Origin of the sequence: Rhodanobacter thiooxydans LCS2, from assembly GCF_000264375.1 — a bacterium.
Lineage (GTDB): Bacteria > Pseudomonadota > Gammaproteobacteria > Xanthomonadales > Rhodanobacteraceae > Rhodanobacter > Rhodanobacter thiooxydans.
This window is the reverse complement of sequence record NZ_AJXW01000038.1, coordinates 1-22,867: the sequence shown is the minus strand read 5'-3', so window position 1 is coordinate 22,867 and position 22,867 is coordinate 1. Positions and strand designations below refer to the sequence as shown.

16 protein-coding genes and 1 pseudogene are annotated in these 22,867 nt (G+C 69.2%); 4 read left to right on the top strand and 13 right to left on the bottom strand.

Translation table 11 applies throughout. The features are described from left to right. From UUA_RS07870 to UUA_RS07860, 3 genes and pseudogenes are all read right to left on the bottom strand, one after another. Positions 1–421, bottom strand: a pseudogene (locus UUA_RS07870) (hypothetical protein); the annotation flags it as partial. Next, positions 418–972, bottom strand: a complete 555-nt coding sequence (locus tag UUA_RS07865) for an RNA polymerase sigma factor (RefSeq protein ID WP_008435728.1) — start codon at positions 970–972, stop codon at positions 418–420. The gene UUA_RS07865 and the pseudogene UUA_RS07870, both read right to left, overlap by 4 nt. A gap of 241 nt (positions 973–1,213) precedes the next feature. Then, a complete protein-coding gene (locus tag UUA_RS07860; RefSeq protein ID WP_008435727.1) occupies positions 1,214–3,016 on the bottom strand; it encodes a vWA domain-containing protein in 1,803 nt (600 codons plus the stop codon). A 107-nt stretch (positions 3,017–3,123) separates the two neighbouring features. Between UUA_RS07860 and UUA_RS07855 the strand changes: the two genes are divergently transcribed. Further along, complete coding sequence (locus UUA_RS07855; RefSeq protein WP_008435725.1) at positions 3,124–3,597, top strand: YehS family protein; 474 nt, start codon at positions 3,124–3,126, stop codon at positions 3,595–3,597. A gap of 98 nt (positions 3,598–3,695) precedes the next feature. Here the strand turns inward: UUA_RS07855 and UUA_RS07850 are convergent, their stop codons facing one another. Further along, entirely contained in the window at positions 3,696–6,149 is a 2,454-nt protein-coding gene (locus UUA_RS07850) for a CehA/McbA family metallohydrolase (RefSeq protein ID WP_008435722.1), read from the bottom strand. Positions 6,150–6,466: 317 nt separating this feature from the next. On the opposite strand from UUA_RS07850, the gene UUA_RS07845 reads away from it, so the two are divergent. After that, positions 6,467–7,351, top strand: coding sequence for an EamA family transporter (locus tag UUA_RS07845; RefSeq protein ID WP_039953707.1), 885 nt, complete (start codon positions 6,467–6,469; stop codon positions 7,349–7,351). A 16-nt stretch (positions 7,352–7,367) separates the two neighbouring features. Here the strand turns inward: UUA_RS07845 and UUA_RS07840 are convergent, their stop codons facing one another. The 3 genes from UUA_RS07840 to UUA_RS07830 form a co-directional block, all read right to left on the bottom strand. After that, on the bottom strand, positions 7,368–10,790 hold the full coding sequence (locus UUA_RS07840) for a trifunctional glycoside hydrolase family 18/polysaccharide deacetylase/glycosyltransferase family 2 protein (RefSeq protein WP_008435718.1): 3,423 nt from the start codon (positions 10,788–10,790) through the stop codon (positions 7,368–7,370). Between the two features lie 152 nt (positions 10,791–10,942). Continuing rightward, positions 10,943–11,440: a hypothetical protein gene (locus UUA_RS07835; protein ID WP_008435710.1), complete on the bottom strand. Its 498-nt coding sequence runs from the start codon at positions 11,438–11,440 to the stop codon at positions 10,943–10,945. A gap of 112 nt (positions 11,441–11,552) precedes the next feature. Next, positions 11,553–12,992: a hypothetical protein gene (locus UUA_RS07830; RefSeq protein ID WP_008435705.1), complete on the bottom strand. Its 1,440-nt coding sequence runs from the start codon at positions 12,990–12,992 to the stop codon at positions 11,553–11,555. Positions 12,993–13,126: 134 nt separating this feature from the next. Between UUA_RS07830 and UUA_RS07825 the strand changes: the two genes are divergently transcribed. After that, the gene (locus UUA_RS07825; protein WP_008435704.1) at positions 13,127–13,885 is read left to right on the top strand and encodes a YdcF family protein; all 759 of its coding nucleotides are present in this window, start codon (positions 13,127–13,129) and stop codon (positions 13,883–13,885) included. Here UUA_RS07825 and UUA_RS07820 read toward each other — a convergent pair whose 3' ends face one another. From UUA_RS07820 to UUA_RS07805, 4 genes are all read right to left on the bottom strand, one after another. After that, positions 13,886–15,316, bottom strand: coding sequence for an aldehyde dehydrogenase family protein (locus UUA_RS07820; RefSeq protein ID WP_008435703.1), 1,431 nt, complete (start codon positions 15,314–15,316; stop codon positions 13,886–13,888). Positions 15,317–15,329: 13 nt separating this feature from the next. Beyond that, positions 15,330–16,973: an acetolactate synthase large subunit gene (locus tag UUA_RS07815; protein ID WP_008435702.1), complete on the bottom strand. Its 1,644-nt coding sequence runs from the start codon at positions 16,971–16,973 to the stop codon at positions 15,330–15,332. Between the two features lie 67 nt (positions 16,974–17,040). Further along, positions 17,041–18,390, bottom strand: coding sequence for an exodeoxyribonuclease VII large subunit (gene xseA / locus UUA_RS07810; protein ID WP_008435701.1), 1,350 nt, complete (start codon positions 18,388–18,390; stop codon positions 17,041–17,043). Positions 18,391–18,477: 87 nt separating this feature from the next. Beyond that, positions 18,478–19,944 (bottom strand): phospholipase D-like domain-containing protein, encoded by a 1,467-nt coding sequence (locus UUA_RS07805; protein ID WP_039953705.1) that lies wholly within the window; start codon positions 19,942–19,944, stop codon positions 18,478–18,480. 54 nt (positions 19,945–19,998) lie between these two features. Here UUA_RS07805 and UUA_RS07800 point away from each other — a divergent pair, with 54 nt between their 5' ends. Then, positions 19,999–21,954, top strand: coding sequence for an acetyl-CoA hydrolase/transferase C-terminal domain-containing protein (locus tag UUA_RS07800; protein WP_039953703.1), 1,956 nt, complete (start codon positions 19,999–20,001; stop codon positions 21,952–21,954). An 84-nt stretch (positions 21,955–22,038) separates the two neighbouring features. Here the strand turns inward: UUA_RS07800 and ccoS are convergent, their stop codons facing one another. Continuing rightward, positions 22,039–22,233: a cbb3-type cytochrome oxidase assembly protein CcoS gene (ccoS, locus tag UUA_RS07795; RefSeq protein ID WP_008435698.1), complete on the bottom strand. Its 195-nt coding sequence runs from the start codon at positions 22,231–22,233 to the stop codon at positions 22,039–22,041. Further along, positions 22,230–22,867: HAD-IC family P-type ATPase (locus tag UUA_RS07790; RefSeq protein WP_008435697.1), on the bottom strand; the 638-nt coding region annotated here is incomplete at its 5' end. The genes ccoS and UUA_RS07790, both read right to left, overlap by 4 nt.

Sequence of the window (22,867 nt, the reverse complement as noted above, 5' to 3'; positions counted from 1 at the left end):
CCGCCGCTGCGGACGCGGCTGGCGCGGCGCTCGTCGGCGCGGCGGGCACGCTGACGGCAGGCCGTTGGTGCAGGTGCCAGGCGAGCCCGGCCACCAGTACCAGACTGGCGGCGCTGCCCAGCGTGAGCAGCCAGGGCGGCAGGCGCCGGCGCGGCTCCACGCCGATCGCATCGAGGTCGCGCAGCGGCCGATACTTCGGGCGCACCCAGTCGCCGCGTTCGCGCGGGCCGCGGCGCCGCTCGACCGTCAGCGGGTGTTCGTCGTCGGCCAATGCCTGCGCTGCAGCTTGCAGCACGGCGGCATCCAGCGCGGGACCCGGTTCGCTGCGCGGCAACTGCCGGTACAGCGCGGCAAGCTCGGCTTCGCCGGGCAGCTTGTCGTCCGGTGCGGTCGGATCGGTCGGTGGCAGTGGGGTGGTCATTCGGACAGCACTTCGCGTAGACGGGTCATGGCATAGCGCAGGCGCGACTTCACCGTTTCGCGGCCGACGCCGGTCACCGCGGCGATCTCCTCCAGACTCAGTTCCTGTTCCAGCCGCAACAGCACCGCCGTGCGCTGTTCGTCCGGCAACTGCTCGATCGTGCGCTGCAGGCTGCGCCGGCGCTGGAATTCGGACAAGCTGTGATCCGGCTGTTCCCGCTCCGGCGTGGCCAAGTTGGCCAGCGCAACTTCGGCCTCCTCGCCGTCGGCCATCGGACGCTGGCGGCGTACGCCGTCGATCATCAGGTTGTGCGCGACCTGCAGCAGCCAGGTGCTGAACTTCGCCTGCGGCTGGTAGCGCGTCCGCGCGCTGATGACCCGGCTCCAGGTTTCCTGGAACAGCTCGTCGGTGCGCTGCGGGTCGCGCACGCTGCGCAGCAGGAACCGGTACAGCATGCCACGATGGCGTGCGTACAGCGCCTCGAACGCGGCAAGGTCGCCGCGCGCGTAGGCCAGCATCAGCATCGCATCGGGATCGACGGCGGCATCCATGGATGGCGAGGGTAAGGCAAATCGGCGGGCGCCGGATAGCTCGCGGGTCGTTTCGCGCAAAGCCTCACCCCTCACCTGGAGGACTCCCTGCGGTCGCCAGCCTCCCCCTGCCAGCAGGGGGAGGAGCATGATGCTGCAGCCCCTTGGCACGCAGGGGAAGAGCCGAACGCCGTGCTCCCTCCCCTGCGTGCAGGGGAGGGTTGGGGTGGGGTGCTTCTGCCCGCCCGCGAAGCAGGCAAGCTCAGCGCACCGCCGTATCGCTGGCGTCGTCATGGCCGCGCGTGGCCAGGCCATCAGCCAGTTTCACCAGCTGCACGAAGCCGGCGCGGTAGCCGTCGGCGTCGGCGTCGCCTCCACGGGCGCCATTGGCGAGTTGCGCGATCTGCGCGTAGCCGTAACCGTCCAGGTAGTTGCCGCCGCGCAGGGCATCGGCGAATGCGGCCACCGCGGCGGCGAAGCGCAGGCGCTCGCTGGCCCGTGCCTCGACCCGCGCGGCGATCGGCTGTTCGATCAACCGGCTCGCGGACTGCCCCGGCAGCTTGTAGCGCAGGCGCAGGAAGGCCAGCTCATGGCCGCCCTTGGTCGGGGTCGGGCGTGCGCCGTAGCGCAGCGGGTCGATGCGTGCGGCGGCCGAACCAGTCGGGGTGATCTCGTAGATCGCGGTGACGTTGGCGCCCGCGCCGATCTCGCCGGCGTCGACTTTGTCGTTGTTGAAATCCTCGCGCTTGAGCAGGCGCTTTTCGTAGCCGATCAGGCGGTATTCCTGCACCTGCGCAGGATTGAATTCGAGCTGGATCTTCACGTCCTGCGCGATCGTCAGCAGCGTGGCGGACATCTCCTCGACCAGCACGCGGCGGCCTTCCTGCAAGCTGTCGATGTAGTGGTGGCTGCCGTTGCCGACGTCGGCCAGCATCGCCGCCATCGCATCGTTGTAGTTGCCCTCGCCGAAGCCCAGCGTGGTCAATGCCACGCCGCTCTTGCGGTGATCCTCGATGGTGGTCTTCAGCGCCTCCTCGCTGACCGTGCCCACGTTGAAGTCGCCGTCGGTGGCCAGGATCACCCGGTTCACGCCGCCCTTGATGAAACCCTGCTCGGCCTGCGCGTAGGCCAGCTCGATGCCGGCGCCGCCGTTGGTGGAGCCGCCGGCGCGGAGGCTGTCGATGGCGGCATTGATGGCGGCGTGGCCGTCGCCGGCGGTGGACGGCAGGGCGACGCCGGCGGAACCGGCGTAGGTGACGATGGCCACGCGGTCCTGCGCGCGCAGTTCGCGCACCAGCTGTTTGAGCGAGGCCTTGAGCAGCGGCAGCTTGTCCGCTTCGTCCATCGAGCCGGAGGTGTCGATCAGGAATACCAGGTTCGACGCCGGGATCTGCGCCGCCGGCACGCGGTAGCCCTGGATGCCGACCAGCAGCAGCTGCCGCTGCGCGTTCCACGGTGCCGGCGCCAGTTCGGTGGTGACGCTGAACGGCTGTTCGCGATCGGCCGGTGGCGCGTAGCCGTAGTCGAAGTAGTTGATGAACTCCTCGGCGCGCACCGCGTCGGCCGGCGGCAGCTGGCCCGCGTTCAACATGCGCCGCACGTTGGTGTACGCGCCGGTGTCGACATCGATGCTGAAGGTAGACACTGGCTGCTCGCTGGCCAGTTGCACCGGGTTGCTGTCGCGGTGGGTGTAGTTCTCGCGGTTGATGTCGCCGGGCATCGGTTGCATCGACGGGAGTGGTGCCGGCATGTAAGCCATGCGCTGTGCGCCCTGCGCGCTGTCGGCCGTCGCGGCGATTTCCGCCACCACGGGCGGCGCGGGAGGAGCGGGAGGGGCGGGTGTCGCTGCGGGTTGGCGGTCGATCCGGCCATCGGCCTTGTCCCGATGCTGGTTCCGCGCCATGGCCGGGGCCGGCCTGGCGATCGGCTGTTCGACGGGTGGCGGCGCGGGTGTGCGCTCGATCCTGCGCACCGGGCGGTCGGTGTCAGGCCGGGATACGCTGCAGCCGGCGCCGATCACCAGCAGGGCCAGCAGCAGGCTGCGCAGCAGCATTTTCACGTTCATGGGGCGGTTCTCCTCCGGTGGGTGGAAGGTGAAACGCCGCTCCGTGCCGAATGGGGTTGATCGCCGCGCGGTAACATGGCGCCTTCGATAGGATCCACCGGAACACCATGATCAACAACGACGTACTGCGCGCCATCCGCTACATGCTCGACCTCAGCGACGGCAAGGTGGTCGACATCATCCATCTGGCAGATCCGTCGGCGGCGGTCGGCAAGGACGACGTGCAGGCGTTCCTGAAGAAGGACGACGAGCCGGGCTATGCCGAATGCAGCAACAGGACGCTCGCGCTGTTCCTCGATGGCCTGGTGTTCCATCGCCGCGGCAAGGACGACAGCCGCCCGCCGCGCCCGCCGGAGAAGCGCGTCACCAACAACGTGGTGCTGAAGAAGCTGCGCGTGGCGTTCGAGCTGAAGGACGTGGACATGCACCAGATCCTCGAAAGCGCGGGCTTCCCCGTTTCCAAGCCCGAGCTGAGCGCGCTGTTCCGCCAGAGCGACCACAAGAACTTCAAGCTGTGCGGCGACCAGCTGCTGCGGAATTTCCTGAAGGGACTGACCATGCGGGTGCGCAGTGACGCCTGAACGGTTTCGTGCGCGCTCGCCGTTGCCCCGCTGTGCCGATGCATGCGCAACCGGGGTGAAGGAGGCGGGAGTCCGTCGTCGGACTCCCGCCCTTCCGCTTACTGCACTGTCACGCTGACATCGTCGATCACGAACGAGGTCTGCTTGGAGCTGTCTTCCACGCCGTAGAAATTGACCTGGATGGTCTGGCCGATATAGGCCGACAGATCCACGGAACGCTTGACGTAACCGCTGGCTGCGTTGAGGTTCGACCAGGTCGCCAGTGTCACGTACTTGCCGGCGGAGGTAATCACCTGCGCGCTGAGCTTGTCGTAGGCCGTGCTGGTCGTGGTCTCGGCGGTGTCGATGTGCATGTAGAAATCCAGCGTGGCCCTGGTGGCCGTGGCCGGGATGGTGATGCTCTGGCGCACGTAGTCGGTGTGCGCGCTGCCGTAGCCGTCCAGCCAGGCTTTATAGCTGCCGGTACGGGCCGCCTGGCCGCTGGCGTTGGTGATTACCCCGCTGGTCTGGGTCCACGGTGTGGTGCCGTTCTCGAAGCTGTTGTTCTTCACCAGTTCGGTCGCGGTGCCGCTGCTGTTGGAGATGCTGAAGCTGACCGCGCTGCTGCTGCCGACATTGCCGGCCGCGTCGTAGGCCCTGGCTACCAGGCTGTGGGCACCGTTGCTCAGCGTGGTGGAGTCGATGGATGCCTGGTAGGGCGCGCTGGTCGATGTCGCCTTCAGTGCATTGTCGATGTAGAACTCCACCTTGGTCACGCCCACGTTGTCGCTGGCGCTGGCCGACAGCGTGATGGTGCCTGCGGTGCCGCTTTCCGACGCGCTCACCGTCGGCGGCGTGGTGTCGACGCTACCCGCGCCCTGGGTGACCCATACCGGCGCGGACCACAACTGCTTGCCATCTTCCTGGGTGATCTTGGCGTAGTAGAAGTGGTCGCCATCGGCCGGCGTGATGGTGGTGGTGGCCGTGCTCGACGTGGTGGTCACCGCACCGTTGCCACCGGGCACGCCCTCGAAGACCTGCACGCGCTGCGCGCTGTGGCCGGCGCTGCTGGCGTAGTTGACGGTAAGCGTCAGCGGGCCGCTGTTGGCGAACCGCTCGCCCATCACGTGGCCGTTCGCCGTCAGCACGATCTGGCCGGTCTTGTCTTCCGTGGCGTAGACGCGGCGCGCGCGCACCGCATCGAGGAAGCTGGTGAGGCTGAGTGCCGTGCCGTCGGGAATCAGTACGCCGGTGCGATTGGTGTAGCTGGCGCCCCAGTTGGCGCAGTGGTTGTCCTGGTCGGAACTCGGCGCCACGTGGTAGCCGCGTGAGAGCAGGAGGTTGAACGCCGCCTCGTAGCTGGTACGGCTGGTCTCGGTTTCGCTGGTGTTGGTGGAGAACGCCGAGCTGTTGAGCACCTCGGTCAGCACCATCACGGCGTCGCCGTCGGCGCTATAGGCGAGATTCGTTCCGCCGATGCTGAACTGGCCGGTGGTGGCGGGATGGTTGAACTGACCCACCCAGCCGTTCGCCTTCATCAGCGCGTACAGCGCGCCGTAGTCGCTCTTGGCGGTGTACACGTCGCCGATCAGCTGACCGGAACCGTTGTATTCCCACTCCAGCAGGCTGGGCGTGTTGAGGATGTTGAGGTGGCCGCCGTTGCTGATCACGCCCCATTCCAGGCCGTAGATCGCCAGGAAGTTCGCATGCGCGGCGTTGAACGCGCTGGCCGCCTGCAGGCCGGACTGGTACAGGTTGTGCGCGGTGGTCGGGCTGGCCGAGGTGTTGGTGCCGGTCGAGCCGTCGTACATGTGGTTGTGCTCGGACGTCATCAGGATGTCCAGTCCGTCGTTCAGGGCGTACTGGTAGGCGTCCGACGGGCCGTACGCGCCGCTCTGCGGGTTCTGCGCACCGGTGCAGCTGGAGAGCACGCCGCCACCGTCGCTGTGGCTGGTCTGGCTGTGCAGGTTGCCGAAGTAGATGGTGTACGGCAGGCCGCCGGTACTTGTCGCCGACATCGGCGACAGTGCCGTCGTGGTACCGGTGTGCCGGCGCAGGGCCTGGAAGTGCGGCATGGCAGGCGCGGCGACGGTGCCCACCATCACATCGTAGCGCTGCTCCTCGATCAGCTCCGGTGCCCGCTGCTGCGCCAGCGTCAACGCCTGGCCGGGCAGGCTGCTGCCGATGCGCGTCACCGTGGCGCCATCCAGCGCCACCGCGCGCAGCCGCACCGTCACGTAACCGGCGGGCACGGCGTGGCCTTGGCGATCCACCCCGTCCCACGACACCCGGGCCTGCGTGCGGCCGGCGCCGAGCGCACCGTGTCCCTGCCAGGTGCGCAACTCGGCGCCGTCGTGGCCGAGCAGGGCGACTTCCCATGCCACCTGGGTCCCCGGCGCGGCGCCGGGATAGGAGAAGGACATGGTCACGGGGCGCGCCCCGGTGCTGCGGAACGGCACCTGCAGCGTGGTTTCGAACTCTTCGTGATCAGGCAGGCTGCCGGCGAACGCCGGGGCGGCAACGATCGTGCAGGCCAGCAGCAAGCCGCCAGCAATCCTGGTTTTCCAGTTCATTTGGTTGGGTTCCCTGGTTGAGTGGGTCGCGCAGAGCCCCCCGGCTTCTGGCGCGACCTGCCTGTTATCCCAGCACAAGATGACAAGCGCGGGATCGCGAGTGCGTCGATCTTTGACTGACTGCTCAAAATCGTCAAAACGCGGTCGAAAGTTCTTGCGGATAGGCCACGGCCGGCGGCATCCGCGCATCGCCCGCGGCATGCGCCGCACATTGCTGTCAGGCGCTGGCAGCAATGGCGGCGGCAAAGTGGCCGGCAGGGTGGGTTCCGCCGGAGGCTTCGCGCATCATGGCGGGGTCTTCCGCCATGGCTGCGTTCATGTCACCACGCTCTACCGTTGCGCCGCTCGCGCTCGCCGTCGGCATGCTGCTGATCAGCATGGTCTCGTACCAGTGCGGCGCGTCGCTGGCCAAGCAGCTGTTTCCGCAGGTGGGTGCGCAGGGCGCCACCGCGTATCGGCTGGGGCTGAGCGCGCTGATCCTGCTGCTGTGGCGGCGTCCGTGGCGGCGTTCGGCTGGCCGGCGCGACTGGGCCGCGCTGTGGGGCTACGGCCTCTCGATGGGCGCGATGAACCTGGTGTTCTACATGTCGCTGCGCACGATCCCGCTGGGTATCGCGGTGGCGCTGGAATTCACCGGGCCACTGGCGCTGGCGCTGTTCGGCTCGCGCCGGCTGCTCGATTTCGTCTGGGTCGCGCTGGTGGTGGCCGGGCTGGCCCTGCTGCTGCCGCTGCGCGGGCAGCTGCATGCGCTCGATCCGGTGGGCGTGATGTACGCGCTGGCGGCCGGCGCAGGCTGGGCGCTGTATATCGTGCTGGGCAAGCGGGCGGGGGCGGCCCACGGCGCGGACGCGGTGACGCTGGGCACCTCGGTCGGTGCGCTGCTGGCGATCCCGTTCGGCATCGCGCATGCCGGCAGCGCGCTGCTGTCGCCGGCGCTGCTGCCGTATGCGCTGGGCGTGGCGGTGCTCAGCTCGGCGCTGCCGTATTCGCTGGAGATGGTGGCGCTGACCCGCCTGCCGGCGCGCACCTTCAGCACCTTGCTGAGCCTGGAGCCGGCCATCGCAGCGGTCGCCGGGGTGGCGCTGCTGGGCGAACGGCTCAGCCTGCTGCAGTGGCTGGCCATCGCCACGATCATCGTGGCGGCCGCAGGTACCGCGCTGAGCGTGCAGCGGCCCGCGTTGGCGGAGCCGCTGGCGAACTAGCCGGCGCGGCCGCCGTTCACGCTTTCAGTTCCTCGCTGGCGTTCACCGTCGCCTTGCGCTCCTGCTTGCCCCAGCCCACCGATGGTCCCTTGATGGCGGTCCATACCGAGCGCACCACCACGTAGTACATCAGCTGGCGGTAGCCGAAGCGTTGCAGCACCAGCCACCACAGCAGGCTCCACTTCTCCTTCTTCTCCATCGCGAAGGCGAGCGCCGAGGCGCCGAGGTCGACCGCCATGAAGGCGGCGTAGAACGCCAGCATGCGCAGCAGGTTGGTGTCGTCGAACTGGGCGCGATGCTGCAGGTAGTCCATGCCGGTGCTGACGATCTGCCACACCAGCACCAGGTCGACCAGCGGCGACACCACCGAGAACAGGATCTGGAACAGCCACACCTGCGGCAGCGCCACCATGCCCAGCGCGCGGTAGCGCGGGTTGAAGGTGGCGTCGCGGTGTTTCCACAGGCATTGCAGGGTGCCGTAGGCCCAGCGGAAGCGCTGGCGGGCTAGGCCGCGGGCGGTATCGGGAGCCTCGGTCCAGGCGATCGCCTCGGCGTCGAACAGGGTGTGGTAGCCGGCTTTCTGCACCGCGATGGTGAGGTCCTGGTCTTCCGCGAGGGTGTCGGCGGGGAAGCCGCCGAGCTGTTCCAGCGCCTCGCGCCGCCACGCGCCGACGGCGCCCGGCACCACGGTGATCGCGCCCAGTGCGGCCAGTGCGCGGCGTTCCAGGTTCTGCGCGGTGATGTATTCCAGTGCCTGCCACAAGGTGATCAGATTGATGCGGTTGCCGACCTTGGCGTTGCCGGCCACGGCGCCGACCTTCGGATCGATGAACCAACGCACCAGGTGCGGGATGGTGTCCCGTTCGAACTGGGTGTCGGCGTCCAGCGCCACCACCACCGTGCCGTTCGATTCGCGCAGGGCGGTGTTCACGGCGTGCGCCTTGCCGCCGTTGGGAATGGTGAGCAGCCGCACGCGCGGCTCGTGCGCGTAGTGCTGGCGCACCACGGCCGAGGTGGCGTCGATCGAGCCGTCGTCGACCACGATGACCTCGAGGTTCGCGTAGCGGCTTTTGAGGATATGGCGGATCGAGCTGGCGATCACCTTCTCCTCGTTGTAGGCGGGGATCAGCACCGAGACCAGCGGCGGATCGGCCGGCAGGGTCGGCGGTACACGCCGGCGCTCCTGCCAGCGGTTGACCAGTGCCAGCACGCCGAGCAGCAGCAGGCGGGCCACGCCCAGCGTGATGGCGGTGGTCAGCAGCCAGCCGATCAGGTGGCCGAACCAGCCCAGCGCGAGGAACACCGAGCGGTCGGCCCAGCGCGACAGCGAGCCGGGCGGCAGCGGCGGCATGGTCTGCTCGCGAGTGAGCCCGGCCAGTGTCGACACGGTGACGAAGTCGTAGCCCTTCGCGCGCAGGCCGTCGATGATGCGCGGCAGCGCCGCGATGGTCTGCGAGCGTTCGCCGCCGGCGTCGTGCAGCAGCACCACCTGGCCGGTGCGCTCGGAATTGCTGGCGGCGACCTGGGTCAGCACGTTGTTGACGATCTGGTCCGCGCCGGGGCGTTGCCAGTCTTCCGAGTCGACGTGCAGGCCGACCGAGATGTAGCCCATCTTCTGCGCGATGCCGATCGGCACCAGCTCGTCGGCGGTGGTCGGTTCGGCATCGCCGAAGTAGGGCGCGCGGAACAGCCGCATCGAGCGGCCGGTGAGCGCCTCGAACAGGCGCTGGGTGGCGTTGAGTTCCAGCGACACGATGCCGGGCGGGCTGTCGCCGAGGTTCGGGTGGGTGAAGGTGTGGTTGCCGACGTCGTGGCCCTCTGCCACCTCGCGCTGCACCAGTTTCGGCGACATCTCGGCGCTGGCGCCGATGATGAAGAACGTCGCCGGCACGTGTTTCGCCTTGAGGATGTCGAGGATCTGCGGCGTCCACTGCGCGTCCGGGCCGTCGTCGAAGGTCAGCGCGATCTTGTGCGGCAGCGTGCCGGCGCGGCGGATCACGTAGGAACTGGGCAGCGCGCTGTAGCTCTCGTCGTCGATGCTGCCGTCGTCCTTGTCGACCTCGATGGTGCGTGCGCCGGGCGATGGCTGCGCGGCGATTTCCAGCACCTCGCCCTGGCCCTGGATGTCGATGTCCTCGCCCTGGCCGATGGTGCGCAGCGCGTCCGGTGCGGCGGCGCCATAGGGGCGGCCCAGTACCGACCACACCGAGGGGTCCTCCGAACCCAGCCGCCACAGCGCGTAGCCATACGGTTTGTAGTCGTCGGCGGCGTGGATCTGGTTGTAGGCGGTGACGCCGTCGAGGAACCAGACCTGGTGCGTGCTGCCGTCGTCCTCGCCGTAGGAGAAGGTCGGGTTCTGCGTGTCCGGGTCGAACGCGATCACCGCCTGCGCGTCGCTGGCACGGTCCATCGCGTCCTGGAAGGTCAGCGCCTCGGCGTTCTTGCCATGCGACCAGTCGTAGCCGTAGCTGCCGATCGCCACGATCACCTGGTTCGGGTCGAGCACCTTCATGCGCTTGTCGAGCATGTCCTCGAACCAGCCCTGGCCGGCGACGCTGCCAGGGTCCTTGCCGGCCCAGTGCTGGTCGTAGGCCATCAGCAGCTCGAAGTCCACGATGTCGGCGTAGCCGGCGTAGTCCCAGTCGGCGTCGTCGAACGGCACCGACAGCACGATGCCCCAGCCGTGGGGATCGAATGCGTCGTTGAGCTCGGTGAGGAACGCCTTCAGGTCCTTCTGCGAGGTTTGGGGCACGTCCTCGAAGTCGATGGTCACGCCCTGGAAGTGGTTGGCGTCGATGAAGGCGACGATCTGCGCGATGCGCGCCTGGCGCACCGCCGGGTCGGCCAGCATGCGCGCCAGGCCGGGACCGTCCCAGGCCGTGTTCACCATGTTCTGCAGCAGCGGCAGGATCGGCGTGGATGGCTTCTGCGCGCGGATCAGCTTGAGCGCCCTGGCGTCGATGCCGGTGTGCAGCGCCATGTCCGGACCGGAAACATGCATCCATGAGGGGATGACCCAATCCAGCGTGGGCAGGGCGCGCTTCAGTGACGGGTAGCTGCTTTCGTCCCAGTTGACGTAGAAGCCGACCGCCAGCGGCCGGTCGGCCGGCTTATCCAGCGACAGCGGCGGCGTGTGTCCGGAAGCCTTGCCGGCATGCGCGCGCGGCGGGTGCAGCAGCTTCTGCCGGGCACGCACCTCGGCGGCCAGCCGTGCCGCCGGCTTCAGCAGTTCGGGCGCGGCCGCCTTCACGTTGGCCAGCGCATGCCGGGTGCGGGCGTGTTCACCGATGTGCAGGCCGGCCATGCTGGGCCACACGAACAGGCTCGCCGCGCAGGCCACCACGAACAGCGTGCTGATCACCGCGGCGGCCAGCGCCAGTCGCGAGACATGGCTGGCCCGTCGGCCGGTGGGGTCGAAGAAGATCGGTTTTTTCTGCATGCGGGGGTCGGTTCGGCGGACGCCACGGCAGCCCGGCCGCATGGCGGGGCTCTGGGTGCGCAGTATGGCTGATCCGCGTTGCGGCACGTAGCGTGCCGGTGTTCCCGGTCAGCTGGCGTTGGCCGCACGCAGGGAGGGATGCCCCGGGTGGTCTACTCGCCCTGGTAGGTCCACACGGTGGATTCGCCGCCGGTGTTGCGGATGCGGCCAAGCCGGCGGATCAGGTGTTCGACCGAATGCGAGCGAGCCAGCGTCATGTCGCCGATGCGCATGGTGCTGGAGATTTCGACCGTCGCCTGCTTGCGGTCCGGCGACAGCGTGATGGACTGGATTTCATAGTCGTAATCCGGTTCGATCATGCCGGCCGTGCGTTCGCTGAGCGTCTTGAACCGGCGCAGGGTGCGGGTCAGTTCGGCGCAGGCCGTGGCCTTGTCCTGCATCTTTGCCGGTGCGCTGGCGCCGCGCATCACCACGCTCTCCGAGTAGCCTTTGTCCAGCGAATCGCACAGCGGCTCGGCGTCGAACCGCTGCAGCGCCTCGACCTGGGTCTGGTAGCTCTCGCGGACCGCCGCTTCGGTCATCCGGCGACTGATGTCGAAGTACCACACGGCGGCGGCGATCAAGACGATCAGCAGGATCACTTTCTTCATGCCCTTCTCCCTGGAGTGAATATCGGATTCCATTCGTGCCGGCAGCGGTGCGGCACGCCGTGGCCGCTATCGTAACTTCATGCGGAAGGCGGGTGCCAGCGCGGCGCCGTGGTCAGCCGATCACCGGCCCAGCCACCGGCTCGCTGAAATCCTGCGGCGTCAGCACCTGGGTCAGCCGGAACACGCCTTCGTGGATCTTGCGCGGCAGCACCACGTCGAGCACGGTGGTCTGGTGCGGACCGAGCATGGCGAACAGGTCGTCGCCGGCGGCGCTCCGCGCCAGCGCATGATGAACCAGGCCGGCGAGGTCGACCGGCTGCACGCTGGCGCCGTAGGGCCGGTGGCTGTCGACGGCGGGGCGCAGCGTCTTGCGGCTGTTGCGGGGGTCGGCCACGCGGTCGTCGCCGGCGAGCAGGCTGTGGTCGAGGAACAGCGAGATGGTGGTGCGCTGCCTTGAATTGGCCTGGCGGTCGAGCAGAAAGCCGGCCGGCAGCAGGTCAGGGCTGGCCTGCACGCCGGCGGTGAACAGGAAGCCGGCACCGACCAGCGGTTCGCCGGCCTCGTCGGCGAGCCGCAGGATCAGCAGGCTGCGCGGGTCGTGGATGTGCACGCGCGGAGCGAACGGCCCGGCCGGCTCCAGCTCCACCTTGTCGGCGTCGCGCGCGGCGTTCTCGCGCTCGAAAGCGTCACACAGGCTTCCGTAGTCGTCCGCGCTGCGCACCCCGAGGCAGCGCAGGATCGCCTGCACGGTGGCCGGCGCGGCACTGGCCATGATGCCGCGCTCGTCGCCGGAGTGCGCCGCGCCGGCGATCAGCTTGAACGCGCAGCGCGGTCCGCGGCTGAGGGTGAGCGCCAGCGTGTCGATGCCGCCGGCGCTGTTGGCCTGCGGCGACAGCACGGCATGGTGGGCGTTGAGGTTGGCCGCGGCGATGCGCACCACGCCGTCGGAGCCGTCCTCGCCGGTGTAGCTGTTGAGGTGGTCGTACAGCGAGCGATCGGGGCGGTCGCCGGTCAGCACGAACAGGAACTGCCCGCGCTTCACCGGGTCGTCGCTGTGGATGTAGTCGAGGTTGAGCGACAGCGACTCGGCGCTGCCCAGCTCCAGCCAGTCGAGGATGCGCTGCCCCGGTTCCACCCCGCCGAACCAGGCCTTGAGCCGGCCGAGCAGGCCCTTGCCCAGCTGCGCCAGCGCCGAGCCGAAGTTCGCCGGTGCCAGCATGACCAGGTGGCTCAGCTTGATCGTGCTGTACGTGGCCGGCTTGTCGCGCTGCGCGCGCAGCCACTCGCGCACCACCGGGCCGCCGGTGGAGTGGGTGATGCAGGCGAAGCTGGCGTCCAGCAGATGCAGGTCGCGCAAGGCATGGTCGAATGCGCGCACCAGGTCGGGCATGGTCACCGCGTCGTCGAAGCTCACGTACTCGGACAGCCAGAGGTCCGCCAGGGTCAGCGTGAGGCCGGCGGCGGCCGCCTGTTGCTGCAGCTGCTGCGGCAGCTGGCCGTAGGTCGAGGTGTTGGTGACGCTCCAGCCGTGGACGAAGACGAGGGTGGTCATGGCTCAGCTCCCGTGCAGTGGTCCGTTCCGACAAGAGTCCGCGCGACAGTGGGGCCGCATGCGTGGGGGACTTGGTCCGTGCGGCGCACCGGCATAATGGCACCAGTGTCCCGCCATCTCCACCAGGCTTGCCCATGACCGTGAACGTGTTGCTGGTCCTGATCGTACTGGCCGCCGCGCTGGCGCGGTTGAAGTGGCGCCGCTGCAGCCGCGCGCTACTGGCGTCGGCGCTGATCCTGCTGCTGGCCGCCGGCTGCGGGCCGTTGCCGATCTGGCTGATGGCGCAGCTGCAGTCCAGCCCTGCGGCAGCGGCGCCGATCGACTGGGGCCAGCGCAATGCGATCGTGCTGCTGGGTGCCGGCGCGGAGCGCGTGGCGGGCAGCGGCAAGATCGAGGCGAGCCTGGTTGCCTACGGGCGGATCGGCAAGGCTGCGGAGCTGTACCGCGAATGCCGGCGGCCCGGGCGCGAGTGCAAAATCGAAGTGAGCGGCGGCGATGCGCGCGGACTCGGCCAGTCAGAGGCAGCCGTCTACGCCGACCTGCAACGGCTCGGCGTAGATGCCGCCGACCTGCTGCTGGAAACGCGCAGCATGAACACCTGGCAGAACGCGCAGTTCAGCAGCCCGCTGCTGAAGGCGTACGGCGCCGACCGCGTGCTGCTGGTGTCGTCCGCGTACCACCTGCGCCGCGCCATGCTGTACTTCACGCACTTCGGCGTGCATGCCGTGCCGGTGTCCGCCGATCACGTCGATGGCATGCTGTCCTGGCTGCCGCTGTCGTACAACTTCGCCATGGCCGACCTGGCCCTGCACGAGTACACCGGCATCGTGCGTTACCACGTGTACAACGCGATGGGCTGGAACGTCGCGGCAACGAAATCCGACGCGCGCTGACTACGATTCGCGCATCACCATCAGGCGGACATCGCTCATGTCCTCGATCGCGTAGCGCACGCCCTCGCGGCCCAGGCCGGACAGCTTCACGCCGCCGTAGGGCATGTTGTCCACGCGGAAACTGGGGACGTCGTTGACGATCACGCCGCCCTGTTCCAGTTCGTTCCACGCGCGCATGGCATGGTCGAGGCTGTCGGTGAAGACGCCAGCCTGCAGACCGTAGTCGGAGTCGTTGACCATCGCGATGGCGTCGTCGAACTTGTTGAACGGAGCGAGCAGGGCGAACGGGCCAAACGCTTCCTGGCGATTCGCCTTCGCGTCGACCGGGACGTTTTCCATCAAGGTGGCCTCGAGCATGTTGCCGTTGCGCTTGCCGCCGCAAAGGATCCTGCCGCCAGCCTTCTTCGCTTCGAGGATCCAGCCGTGCAGGCGCTCGGCGGTGGCCTCGTCGATCACCGGACCGAGGAATACGCTGTTGTCTTTCGGATCGCCGGCCTTGAGCTTCTTGGTGGCGGCGACCAGCTTGCGCTTCAGCGCGTCGTAGATGTCGGCATGGGCGTAGATGCGCTGCACGCCGATGCAGCTCTGGCCGGACTGGTAGAACGCGCCGAAAATCAGCCGCGCGACCACCTTGTCCAGCTTCGGGCCCTGGTCGGCGTCGACGATGCACGCGGCGTTGCCGCCCAGCTCCAGCGTCACCTTCTTGTGGCCCGCGCGGGCCTTCAGCTCCCAGCCAATCTGCCCGCCGGTGAAGGAGAGCAGCTTGAAGCGAGGGTCCTCCACCAGCGGTGCAGCGTGCGCGCCGTCCAGGGTGAGGATCGAGAACGCGCCTTTCGGCAGGTCCGTCTCGGCCAGCACCTCGCCGATGATCAGCGCGCCGATCGGCGTCTTCTCCGACGGCTTCAGCACGAACGGACAGCCGGCGGCGATCGCCGGCGCCACCTTGTGCGCCACCAGGTTCAGCGGGAAGTTGAACGGCGTGATGAAGGATACCGGCCCGATCGGCACGCGCTTCGTGTAGCCGTGATAGCCGTCCAGACGACCGGCCAGTTCCAGATTGATCGTCTCGCCATTGATGCGCACAGCCTCCTCGGCGGCGATGCGGAACGTCTCGATCAGTCGGGTCACCTCGCCGGCCGCATCCTTGATCGGTTTGCCGGCCTCGATGCACAGCGCCTCGGCCAGCTCGTCGCGGCGTTCGGCGAAGCGCTGCGCACAATGCTGCAGCACCGCCTGCCGCGCCCACGGCTTGAACTCGCGCATCGGCTTCGCGGCCTTCACCGCGGCGGCGATGGCCTTCTCGGTGGTCTTCGCATCCGGCATCGCCACGCGTGTGGCGAGCTTGCCGCTGTACTTGTCGCGCACGTCGAGCATGTCCTTCGACGTCTGTGGCTGGTTGGCGAGGTAGTAGGGATAGGTCTTGTCCAGCATGGGAATCTCCGGGTCAGACGGCCGCGCTCAGTCGACGGATGTCCTCGTCGAGGATGCGGTGGTTGTCGCTGTAGTCGATGGCGAGGTCGATCAGGTGCACGCCGCCTTGCGCATAGGCGCGCTGCAAGTTCGGCAGGAACTCGTCGGCGCTGGCCGGGCGGTGGCCGTGCGCGCCATGTGCTTCGGCGAACAGCACGAAATCCGGGTTGCCGAACTGCATGCCGTAGTCGGCGTAGCCCATCTCGGCCTGTTTCCAGCGGATCATGCCGTAGGCATCGTCGCGCAGCAGCAGGATCACCAGGTCGAGCTTCAGCCGCACCGCGGTTTCCAGCTCCTGCGCATTCATCATGAAGCCGCCGTCGCCGCAGATCGCCAGCACCTTGCGTTCGGGATGCACCATCTTCGCCGCCATCGCCGAGGGCAGGCCGGCGCCCATCGTCGCCAGCGCGTTGTCCAGCAGCACGGTGTTCGGCTGGCGCGCACGGTAGTAGCGGGCGTACCACAGCTTGTACATGCCGTTGTCCAGGCACAGCACGCCGTCGTCCGGCATGAAGCGGCGGGTGTCGGCGACGATGCGCACCGGATGCATCGGGAAGCGCGCGTCGTCCGCGTGTTCCTTCAGCTGCGTGTGGAAGGCCTGGCGCACCTTGTCGAAGCCGGCAAAGTCCCAGTGCGGTTGCGGTTCCAGCGCATCGGCGAGCCGTTCGACCGTATGCGCGATGTCGCCCACCACTTCGATTTGCGGGAAGTACACGGTGTCCACCTCGGCCGAGGCGAAGTTGATGTGGATCACCGTGCGCCGGCCTTTCTGCATGAAGAACGGCGGCTTCTCCACCACGTCGTGGCCGACGTTGATGATCACGTCGGCGGCATCGATCGCGCGATGCACGAAGTCGCCGTCCGACAGCGCGGCGTTGCCCAGCCACAGCGGATGGTCCTCGTCGACCACACCCTTGCCCATCTGGGTGGTGAAGAACGGCACGCCGAGCTTGTCGATGAACGCACGCAACGCCACCGCGGTGCGCTGCCGGTTGGCGGCGGCGCCGATCATCAGGATCGGCTTGCATGCTTTGCTGATTGCCTCGGCCGCCTGCACCAGCGCGGCATCGTCGGGCGACGGACGGCGCGCGTATCCGGTGGGCAGCAGGATCGCGTCTTCGACGTCGTCGCGTGCGATGTCCTCCGGCAGTTCCAGGTGCACCGCGCCGGGACGTTCCTCCTCGGCGCGGCGGAACGCCTCGCGCACCCGCGCCGGGATCGTCGGCGCAGACACCAGCTGGCGCGTGTACTTGGTCAGCGGCTGCATCATGTCGACCACGTCGACCAGCTGGAACAGGCCCTGCTTGTGCGTGCGGATCGGTTTCTGGCCGGTGATCATCAGCATCGGCATCGCGCCGAGCTGGGCATAGGCCGCCGCGGTGACCAGGTTGGTGGCGCCGGGGCCGAGCGTGGCCAGCGCCACGCCAGCCTCGCCGGTCAGGCGGCCCCAGGTCGCGGCCATGAAGCCGGCGGCCTGTTCGTGGCGGGTCACGATCAGACGGATCGAGGACTCGCGCAGCGCTTCCACCAGGTCGAGGTTTTCCTCGCCGGGCACGCCGAAGATGCAATGCACGCCCTCGGCTTCGAGGGCCCTCACGAACAACGCCGCTGCCTTCATGCATCGCCTCCGTGGGAGAGGCGTGAAGGATGCGGGCCGCGGCGTTCAGTTTGCGTGAGTAGGGCGGTCAGTCGTCGCTGACCCGCAGTGGCAGCTCGCCGTCGGCAAGACGTGCACGCAACCGCGCATCCACGACGACACCTTGGGCCGAACGCAGCACCTGGCCGTCGGCGTCGAACAGGATGGCGTAGCCGCGTTCCAGCGTGGCCAGCGGGCTGATCGCGTGCAGCGCACGGCCGGCGTGGCGCAGCGCTGTCTGCCGGCGTTCGAGGATGTGCGCGATGACGCGGCGCAGGCGCAGTTGCTGCTCGTCCAGCCGTTGCGTGAGCAGCGGCAGGCGCAGGCGGGGGTGCTGCGCCAGCAGGCGCGCGTGCAGGCGGTCGAGGTGCATGCGACGCTGCTGCTGCCGTTCGCGCGCCACCACGGCCAGACGCAGGCGCAGGTGCTGCAGGCGCTCGCGGTCGCGCGCCAGGCGCGCCTGCGGGCGCTGTGCCTGCAGTCGCGCGAACAGGTGGTCGACGCGTTGCGCCAGCGCCTGCAGGCGGCGTTGCTGCAGGGTGGCCGCGCGCTGGCGCAGCTGTCGCAGGTGGTGGCCGACCGCCACCGCGTCGGGCACCAGCAGTTCGGCGGCGGCCGAGGGCGTGGGGGCGCGCAGGTCGGCGACGAAGTCGGCGATGCTGAAGTCGATCTCGTGGCCCACCGCGGAGACCACCGGCACCGCACTGGCGTGGATCGCGCGCGCCACGGCTTCGTCGTTGAACGCCCACAGGTCTTCCAGCGAGCCGCCGCCGCGGGTCAGCAGCAGCACGTCGTAACGGCCGCTGGCCGAGGCCTTGCGCAGCATCGCCACGATCGCCGGCGGCGCCTCGCGGCCCTGCACCGGCACCGGCAGCACTTCCGCGTCGGCCAGCGGCCAGCGGCGCGCCAGCACGCTCAGCACGTCGCGCACCGCCGCACCGGTGGCCGAGGTGATCACGCCGATGCGCCGCGCGTAGGCGGGCAGGGCGCGCTTGCGCGCGGCGTCGAACAGGCCTTCGGCGTCGAGCCGGGCCTTCAGTTGCTCGAACTCGCGCTGCAGCGCGCCTTCGCCGGCCGGCTCCATGTACTCGGCGACCAGCTGGAATTCTCCGCGTGGTTCGTACAGGCCGACCCTGGCGCGCAGCAGCACCTGCATGCCGTCGGCCGGGCGGAAGCGCAGTGTGGCCGCCTTCATCTTGAACATGGCGCAGCGCACCTGGGCGCCGCTGTCCTTCAGGGTGAAGTACAGGTGCCCAGATGCCGGCCTGGCCACGTTCGACAATTCACCCTCGATCCACACCTGCGGCAGCGCGTCGCCCAGCAGGTCACGCACCAGCCGGTTGAGCGAGCTGGGGGTGAGCACGTGGCGTGGCGCGGCGTCGTCGAAAGGCACGGACATAAGGCAGCGAGCCTAGCATGCGGTGCGTATCAAGTTGTGAGAAAACATCCGCTTGACGCATGAAACGCATGCGGCGCCTCAGGAAGCTCAGTCGTCGTCGGCGTCGCGCAGTTCGCGCCAGCGGCGCTTGCGCATGCGCAAGCTGCGGACGCCGAGGTTCAGCGCGAACCAGGCGGCGAGGGCGCCGAGCGGCCAGCCGATCCCCGCCGGCCAGGCGAACCCGACCACCGCCAGCGCGCCGAGCACGAGGGTACCGATCACCAGCGAGCCGCTGCCGGTGTCGTCGAGCACACGCCGGTTGGACAGCGCGGCACCGACGCTGTTGGCGATGCGCAGCGCGCCTGCGGCGGCACGGCCGGAGCTGCCGCCGGCATGGCGCACGTGCGGCGTCCGCGCCTCGCTGCGGCACACCCGTTCACGGCTGCCGTTGCCGTGCCGGCGGCGGCGCGAGGCCAGCACGATCTCGGTGGCGTTGCCCAGATCCTGTTCGTATTGCGCGGCGAGCTGGCCGGCGAAGCCGGCGTCCTCGACCGCCACGTCCAGTTCGCGGTTGCCAAGCCAGCTGGCGATATTGAGGTTGGATGAGCCCACCCGCGCCCATTGCCCGTCGGCGACCGCGGTCTTGGCGTGCAGCATCGAGCCGTTCCATTCGAACACGCGGATGCCGGCCTTCAGCAGCGGCCGATAGCCCGAGCGCGACATGCCGGCCACGATCGGGATGTCGCTGCTGCCGGGCACCAGCAGGCGCACGTCCACGCCGTCGCGCGCGGCGGCGACCAGTGCCTGCACGTACGGCGCGAGGCCCACGAAGTAGGCGTCGGTGAGCCACAGCGTCTTGCGCGCCATGGCGGCGATCAGTTGGTCGAGCCGGTACGTCCCGGCGGTGGAGGGCTGGGTGGCGATCAGCCGCAGCGACACGTGGGCGGCCGGCACGGCCGGCGCCGGGGCCTCCGCGAACGGCCGCAGCGCCGCGCCGGTCTCGCCCCAGCTTTGCGCGAACGCCGCTTCCAGTTCGGCCACCGCCGGGCCGCGCAGCGCCACGCCGGTGTCGCGCCACGGCGGCACGCCGCGTGCCGGGTCGCCCAGCCACTTCGCGCTGATGCATACGCCGGACAGGAAGCCGAGCTCGCCGTCGACCACCAGCAGCTTGCGATGGTCGCGGCTGACCCAGCCCAGCGGTTCGCCCAGCTGCAGCGGGTTGAACACGCGCACCTCGCCGCCGGCCGCGCGCAGCGGCGCCCAGAACGCACGACCTGACTGCCCGAGGCAACCCAGCCAGTCGACCACCACCGCGACGAACACGCCCGCCCGGGCGCATTCGACCAGTGCATCGCGGAAGGCGCGCCCGACTTCGTCGTCGCGGATGATGTAGTTCTCCAGCAGCACGCGCCGGCGCGCACCGCTGATTGCCGCCAGCCAGGCCTCGTAATGGGCGGTGGCATCGATCAGCAGGTCCACCGCGTTGCCGCTGAGCAGCGGCGCGCCGGCGGCGCGGCTCAATGCCTGTTCGGCCAGCAGGCGGCTCGGGGTGGCAGGGGTCAGTGGCGTGGGCATGGCCCGAGTGTAGGCGATGGCCTGTCGGCGCGCCGGCATCGCGGGGCTTCTGGCATGATCGGACGCATGCCGATCGAGCACCGCTACGCCCACACCGATGCCTGCGCGCGCCACCTCGCGGACGAACTTGGCCCGCACCTGCGCATCGCCGCGCCGCTGGGCCTGGGCAAGCCGCATGGCTTGCTGAATGCGCTGTATCGGCTGGTCGCCGCCGATAGCGGGCGTTCGATGCGCCTGTACACCGCGCTGTCGCTGACCCGGCCACAGCCGGCGCCGGGGCTGGAGCGGCGCTTCCTCGGACCGTTCCTCGATCGCCACTTCGGCGTCGATGCGGTCGACCCGCAGTACGCGCTGGATCGGGCGCGCGACGCGCTGCCCGCGAACGTCGAGGTGCACGAGTTCTACATGCAGTCCGGCGCACTGCTGCGTTCGGCCAGCGCGCAGCGCAGCTACATCAGCCAGAACTACACCCACGTGGCGCGCGACCTGGTGCCGCAGGACATCAACCTGCTGGTACAACTGGTGGCGCGGCGCGAGGGGCCGGATGGCGTGCACTACAGCCTGTCGTGCAACCCCGACCTCACCCTGGATTTCCTGAGCCAGCTGCAACAGGTCGGCAAGCCGCGGCCGCTGTGCGTGGCGGTGGTGCATCCGGACCTGCCGTACCTGGGCGGCGACGCCGAGGTGGCCGCCGCGTATTTCGACGTGGAGCTGCGCCCGGAAACGTCGCCGCCGCTGTTCGCGCTGCCGCGCTCGCCGGTGGATCTGGCCGAGTACGCGCTGGGCTTGCACGCCAGCGCGCTGGTCAAGGACGGTGGCTGCCTGCAGATCGGCATCGGTGCGCTGTCCGACGCGCTGGTCAAGACGCTGCTGCTGCGCCAGCACGACAACACGCAGTGGCGTCGCGCGCTGGTGGCGCTGGATCCGGTTGGCGCCACCCATGCGCTGGCCGGGCGGCTTGGCGGTCTGGCGCCGTTCGAGGCCGGCCTGTACGGCGCCAGCGAGATGGTGATGGACGGCTTCATGCACCTGCAGCGCGGCGGCATCCTGAAACGGCGCAGCTGGGACAACCTGGCGCTGGAGCGCGCCGCGGCCGATGGTCGCCTGAACCCTGCCACGCCGGGCGGGCACTACCTGCGCGGTGCGTTCTTCCTCGGTTCGCGCGAATTGTACGCATGGCTGAACGCCACCGAGGCGGCCGATCCGGATGCGATCGACATGTGTGCGGTGTCCAACGTCAATCAGCTGTACGGCGACCACCAGGCGCTGGCGACGCTGCAGCGGCGCGGAGCGCGTTTCTTCAATACCTGCATGATGGCGACCCTGCTCGGCGCGGCGGTGTCCGACACGCTGGAGGACGGCGCCGTGGTCAGCGGCGTCGGCGGCCAGTACAACTTCGTGGCGATGGCGCATGAATTGCCGGACGGTCGCTCGGTGCTGCTGCTGCGCGCCACCCGCAACAGCCGTGGCGGGATCGAGAGCAACATCCGCTGGAACTACGGCCAGACCACCATCCCGCGCCATCTGCGCGACATCGTGATCACCGAATACGGCATCGCCGACCTGCGCGGCAAGAGCGACGGCGAGTGCGTCGAGGCGATGCTGTCGATCGCCGACGCACGCTTCCTCGACGCGCTGTGCGCGCAGGCGAAGGCGCACGGCAAACTGGCGGCGGACTTTGTGATCCCTGAAGCCTGGCGCCGACATCGGCCGGAACACCTGCACGAGGCGCTGGGGCCGTTGCGGCACAAGGGCCTGCTGCCGGTGTTTCCGTTCGGCAGCGATTTCACCGAGGTCGAGCAGCGCCTGCTGCCGGCGTTGGAGTGGTTGAAGGCCGCCAGCGGCAACTGGCGCGGCAAGTGGCACCTGCTGGGTGCTGTCATTCGCCCGGGCGACGTCGCGGATGGCGAGGATGAGGCACTGGCGCGAATGGGTCTGGACGCGCCGACAAACTGGTCTGGACGCGCGCAACGACGCCTGCTGCAAGCCGCGCTGCGCCGCCAATCGTAGGAGCCCGCTCACGGGCGATGCTCTTTCTTCGGGATTCTGGATTCTGGATTCGGGATTCGAAAGAGCATTGTCCGCGAGCGGGCCCTACGGTGGCTCTGTGGGGTCGTGCGGCGGGGTTTTCGCCGGCGGTGCCGGCTTGGGCGGGTCATCCAGCAGCGGTAGTACCGCCGGGCTGTCCAGGTCATCGAACTGCTGGTGATTGACGGCCCAGAAGAACAGCCACACCCCGACGCCCACGATCAGCAGGGTGACCGGTATCAGCACCAGCAGGATGTTCATGCGTGCAACTCGCGTGGGTGCAGCGGCGGGTGCGGGGCATCGGTCGGGCCGGGGGCGCCGCGACCCACGCGCAGGGCGTACAGCACCACCAGCAGCGAGCTCAGCGACATGCCGATCGCGGCCAGCCACGGCGTCACCAGGCCGAACGCGGCGAACGGCACCGCGGCCAGGTTGTACCACAGCGACCAGTGCCGCCCCTGCCGGATCACCCGCTGCAACTGGCGTGCGATCGCGCGGGCGTCGGCGAGGCTGCCGAGGTGGCCATCGAGTAGCAGCAGGTCGGCGTGGGACTGCGCCAGCTCGGTGCCCGTGGCCAGCGCGGCGGAGACATCGGCTCCGGCCAGCAGCGGAGCGTCGTTGCTGCCGTCGCCCACGGCGAGGGTGATGCGGCCTTCGGCGTGCGCGGCCTGCAGCCGGGCCAGCTTGTCTTCGGGCGACTGGCGCGCATGGCGATCGGCGACGTCGAGACGGTCGGCCAGCGCGGCCACGCGGGCGGCGTGGTCGCCGCTGGCGATGGCGACGGCGATGCCGTCGGCACGCAGCGCGTCGAGCAGGCGGCGCGCCCCGGCGCGCGGTTGCTCGGCGAGGTGGAAGGCGGCAATCGCGCCGTCGGCGTCGGCCAGCACCAGCGCGT

Bases quoted from the DNA above. Each gene is read 5' to 3' on its own strand.
- UUA_RS07865 (WP_008435728.1), bottom strand. From the start codon at position 972: ATGGATGCCGCCGTCGATCCCGATGCGATGCTGATGCTGGCCTACGCG.
- UUA_RS07820 (WP_008435703.1), bottom strand. From the start codon at position 15,316: ATGCTGGACAAGACCTATCCCTACTACCTCGCCAACCAGCCACAGACG.
- UUA_RS07860 (WP_008435727.1), bottom strand. From the start codon at position 3,016: ATGAACGTGAAAATGCTGCTGCGCAGCCTGCTGCTGGCCCTGCTGGTG.
- UUA_RS07805 (WP_039953705.1), bottom strand. From the start codon at position 19,944: ATGCCCACGCCACTGACCCCTGCCACCCCGAGCCGCCTGCTGGCCGAA.
- UUA_RS07835 (WP_008435710.1), bottom strand. From the start codon at position 11,440: ATGAAGAAAGTGATCCTGCTGATCGTCTTGATCGCCGCCGCCGTGTGG.
- ccoS (WP_008435698.1), bottom strand. From the start codon at position 22,233: ATGAACATCCTGCTGGTGCTGATACCGGTCACCCTGCTGATCGTGGGC.
- UUA_RS07800 (WP_039953703.1), top strand. From the start codon at position 19,999: ATGATCGGACGCATGCCGATCGAGCACCGCTACGCCCACACCGATGCC.
- UUA_RS07845 (WP_039953707.1), top strand. From the start codon at position 6,467: ATGTCACCACGCTCTACCGTTGCGCCGCTCGCGCTCGCCGTCGGCATG.
- UUA_RS07850 (WP_008435722.1), bottom strand. From the start codon at position 6,149: ATGAACTGGAAAACCAGGATTGCTGGCGGCTTGCTGCTGGCCTGCACG.
- UUA_RS07840 (WP_008435718.1), bottom strand. From the start codon at position 10,790: ATGCAGAAAAAACCGATCTTCTTCGACCCCACCGGCCGACGGGCCAGC.
- UUA_RS07855 (WP_008435725.1), top strand. From the start codon at position 3,124: ATGATCAACAACGACGTACTGCGCGCCATCCGCTACATGCTCGACCTC.
- xseA (WP_008435701.1), bottom strand. From the start codon at position 18,390: ATGTCCGTGCCTTTCGACGACGCCGCGCCACGCCACGTGCTCACCCCC.
- UUA_RS07825 (WP_008435704.1), top strand. From the start codon at position 13,127: ATGACCGTGAACGTGTTGCTGGTCCTGATCGTACTGGCCGCCGCGCTG.
- UUA_RS07830 (WP_008435705.1), bottom strand. From the start codon at position 12,992: ATGACCACCCTCGTCTTCGTCCACGGCTGGAGCGTCACCAACACCTCG.
- UUA_RS07815 (WP_008435702.1), bottom strand. From the start codon at position 16,973: ATGAAGGCAGCGGCGTTGTTCGTGAGGGCCCTCGAAGCCGAGGGCGTG.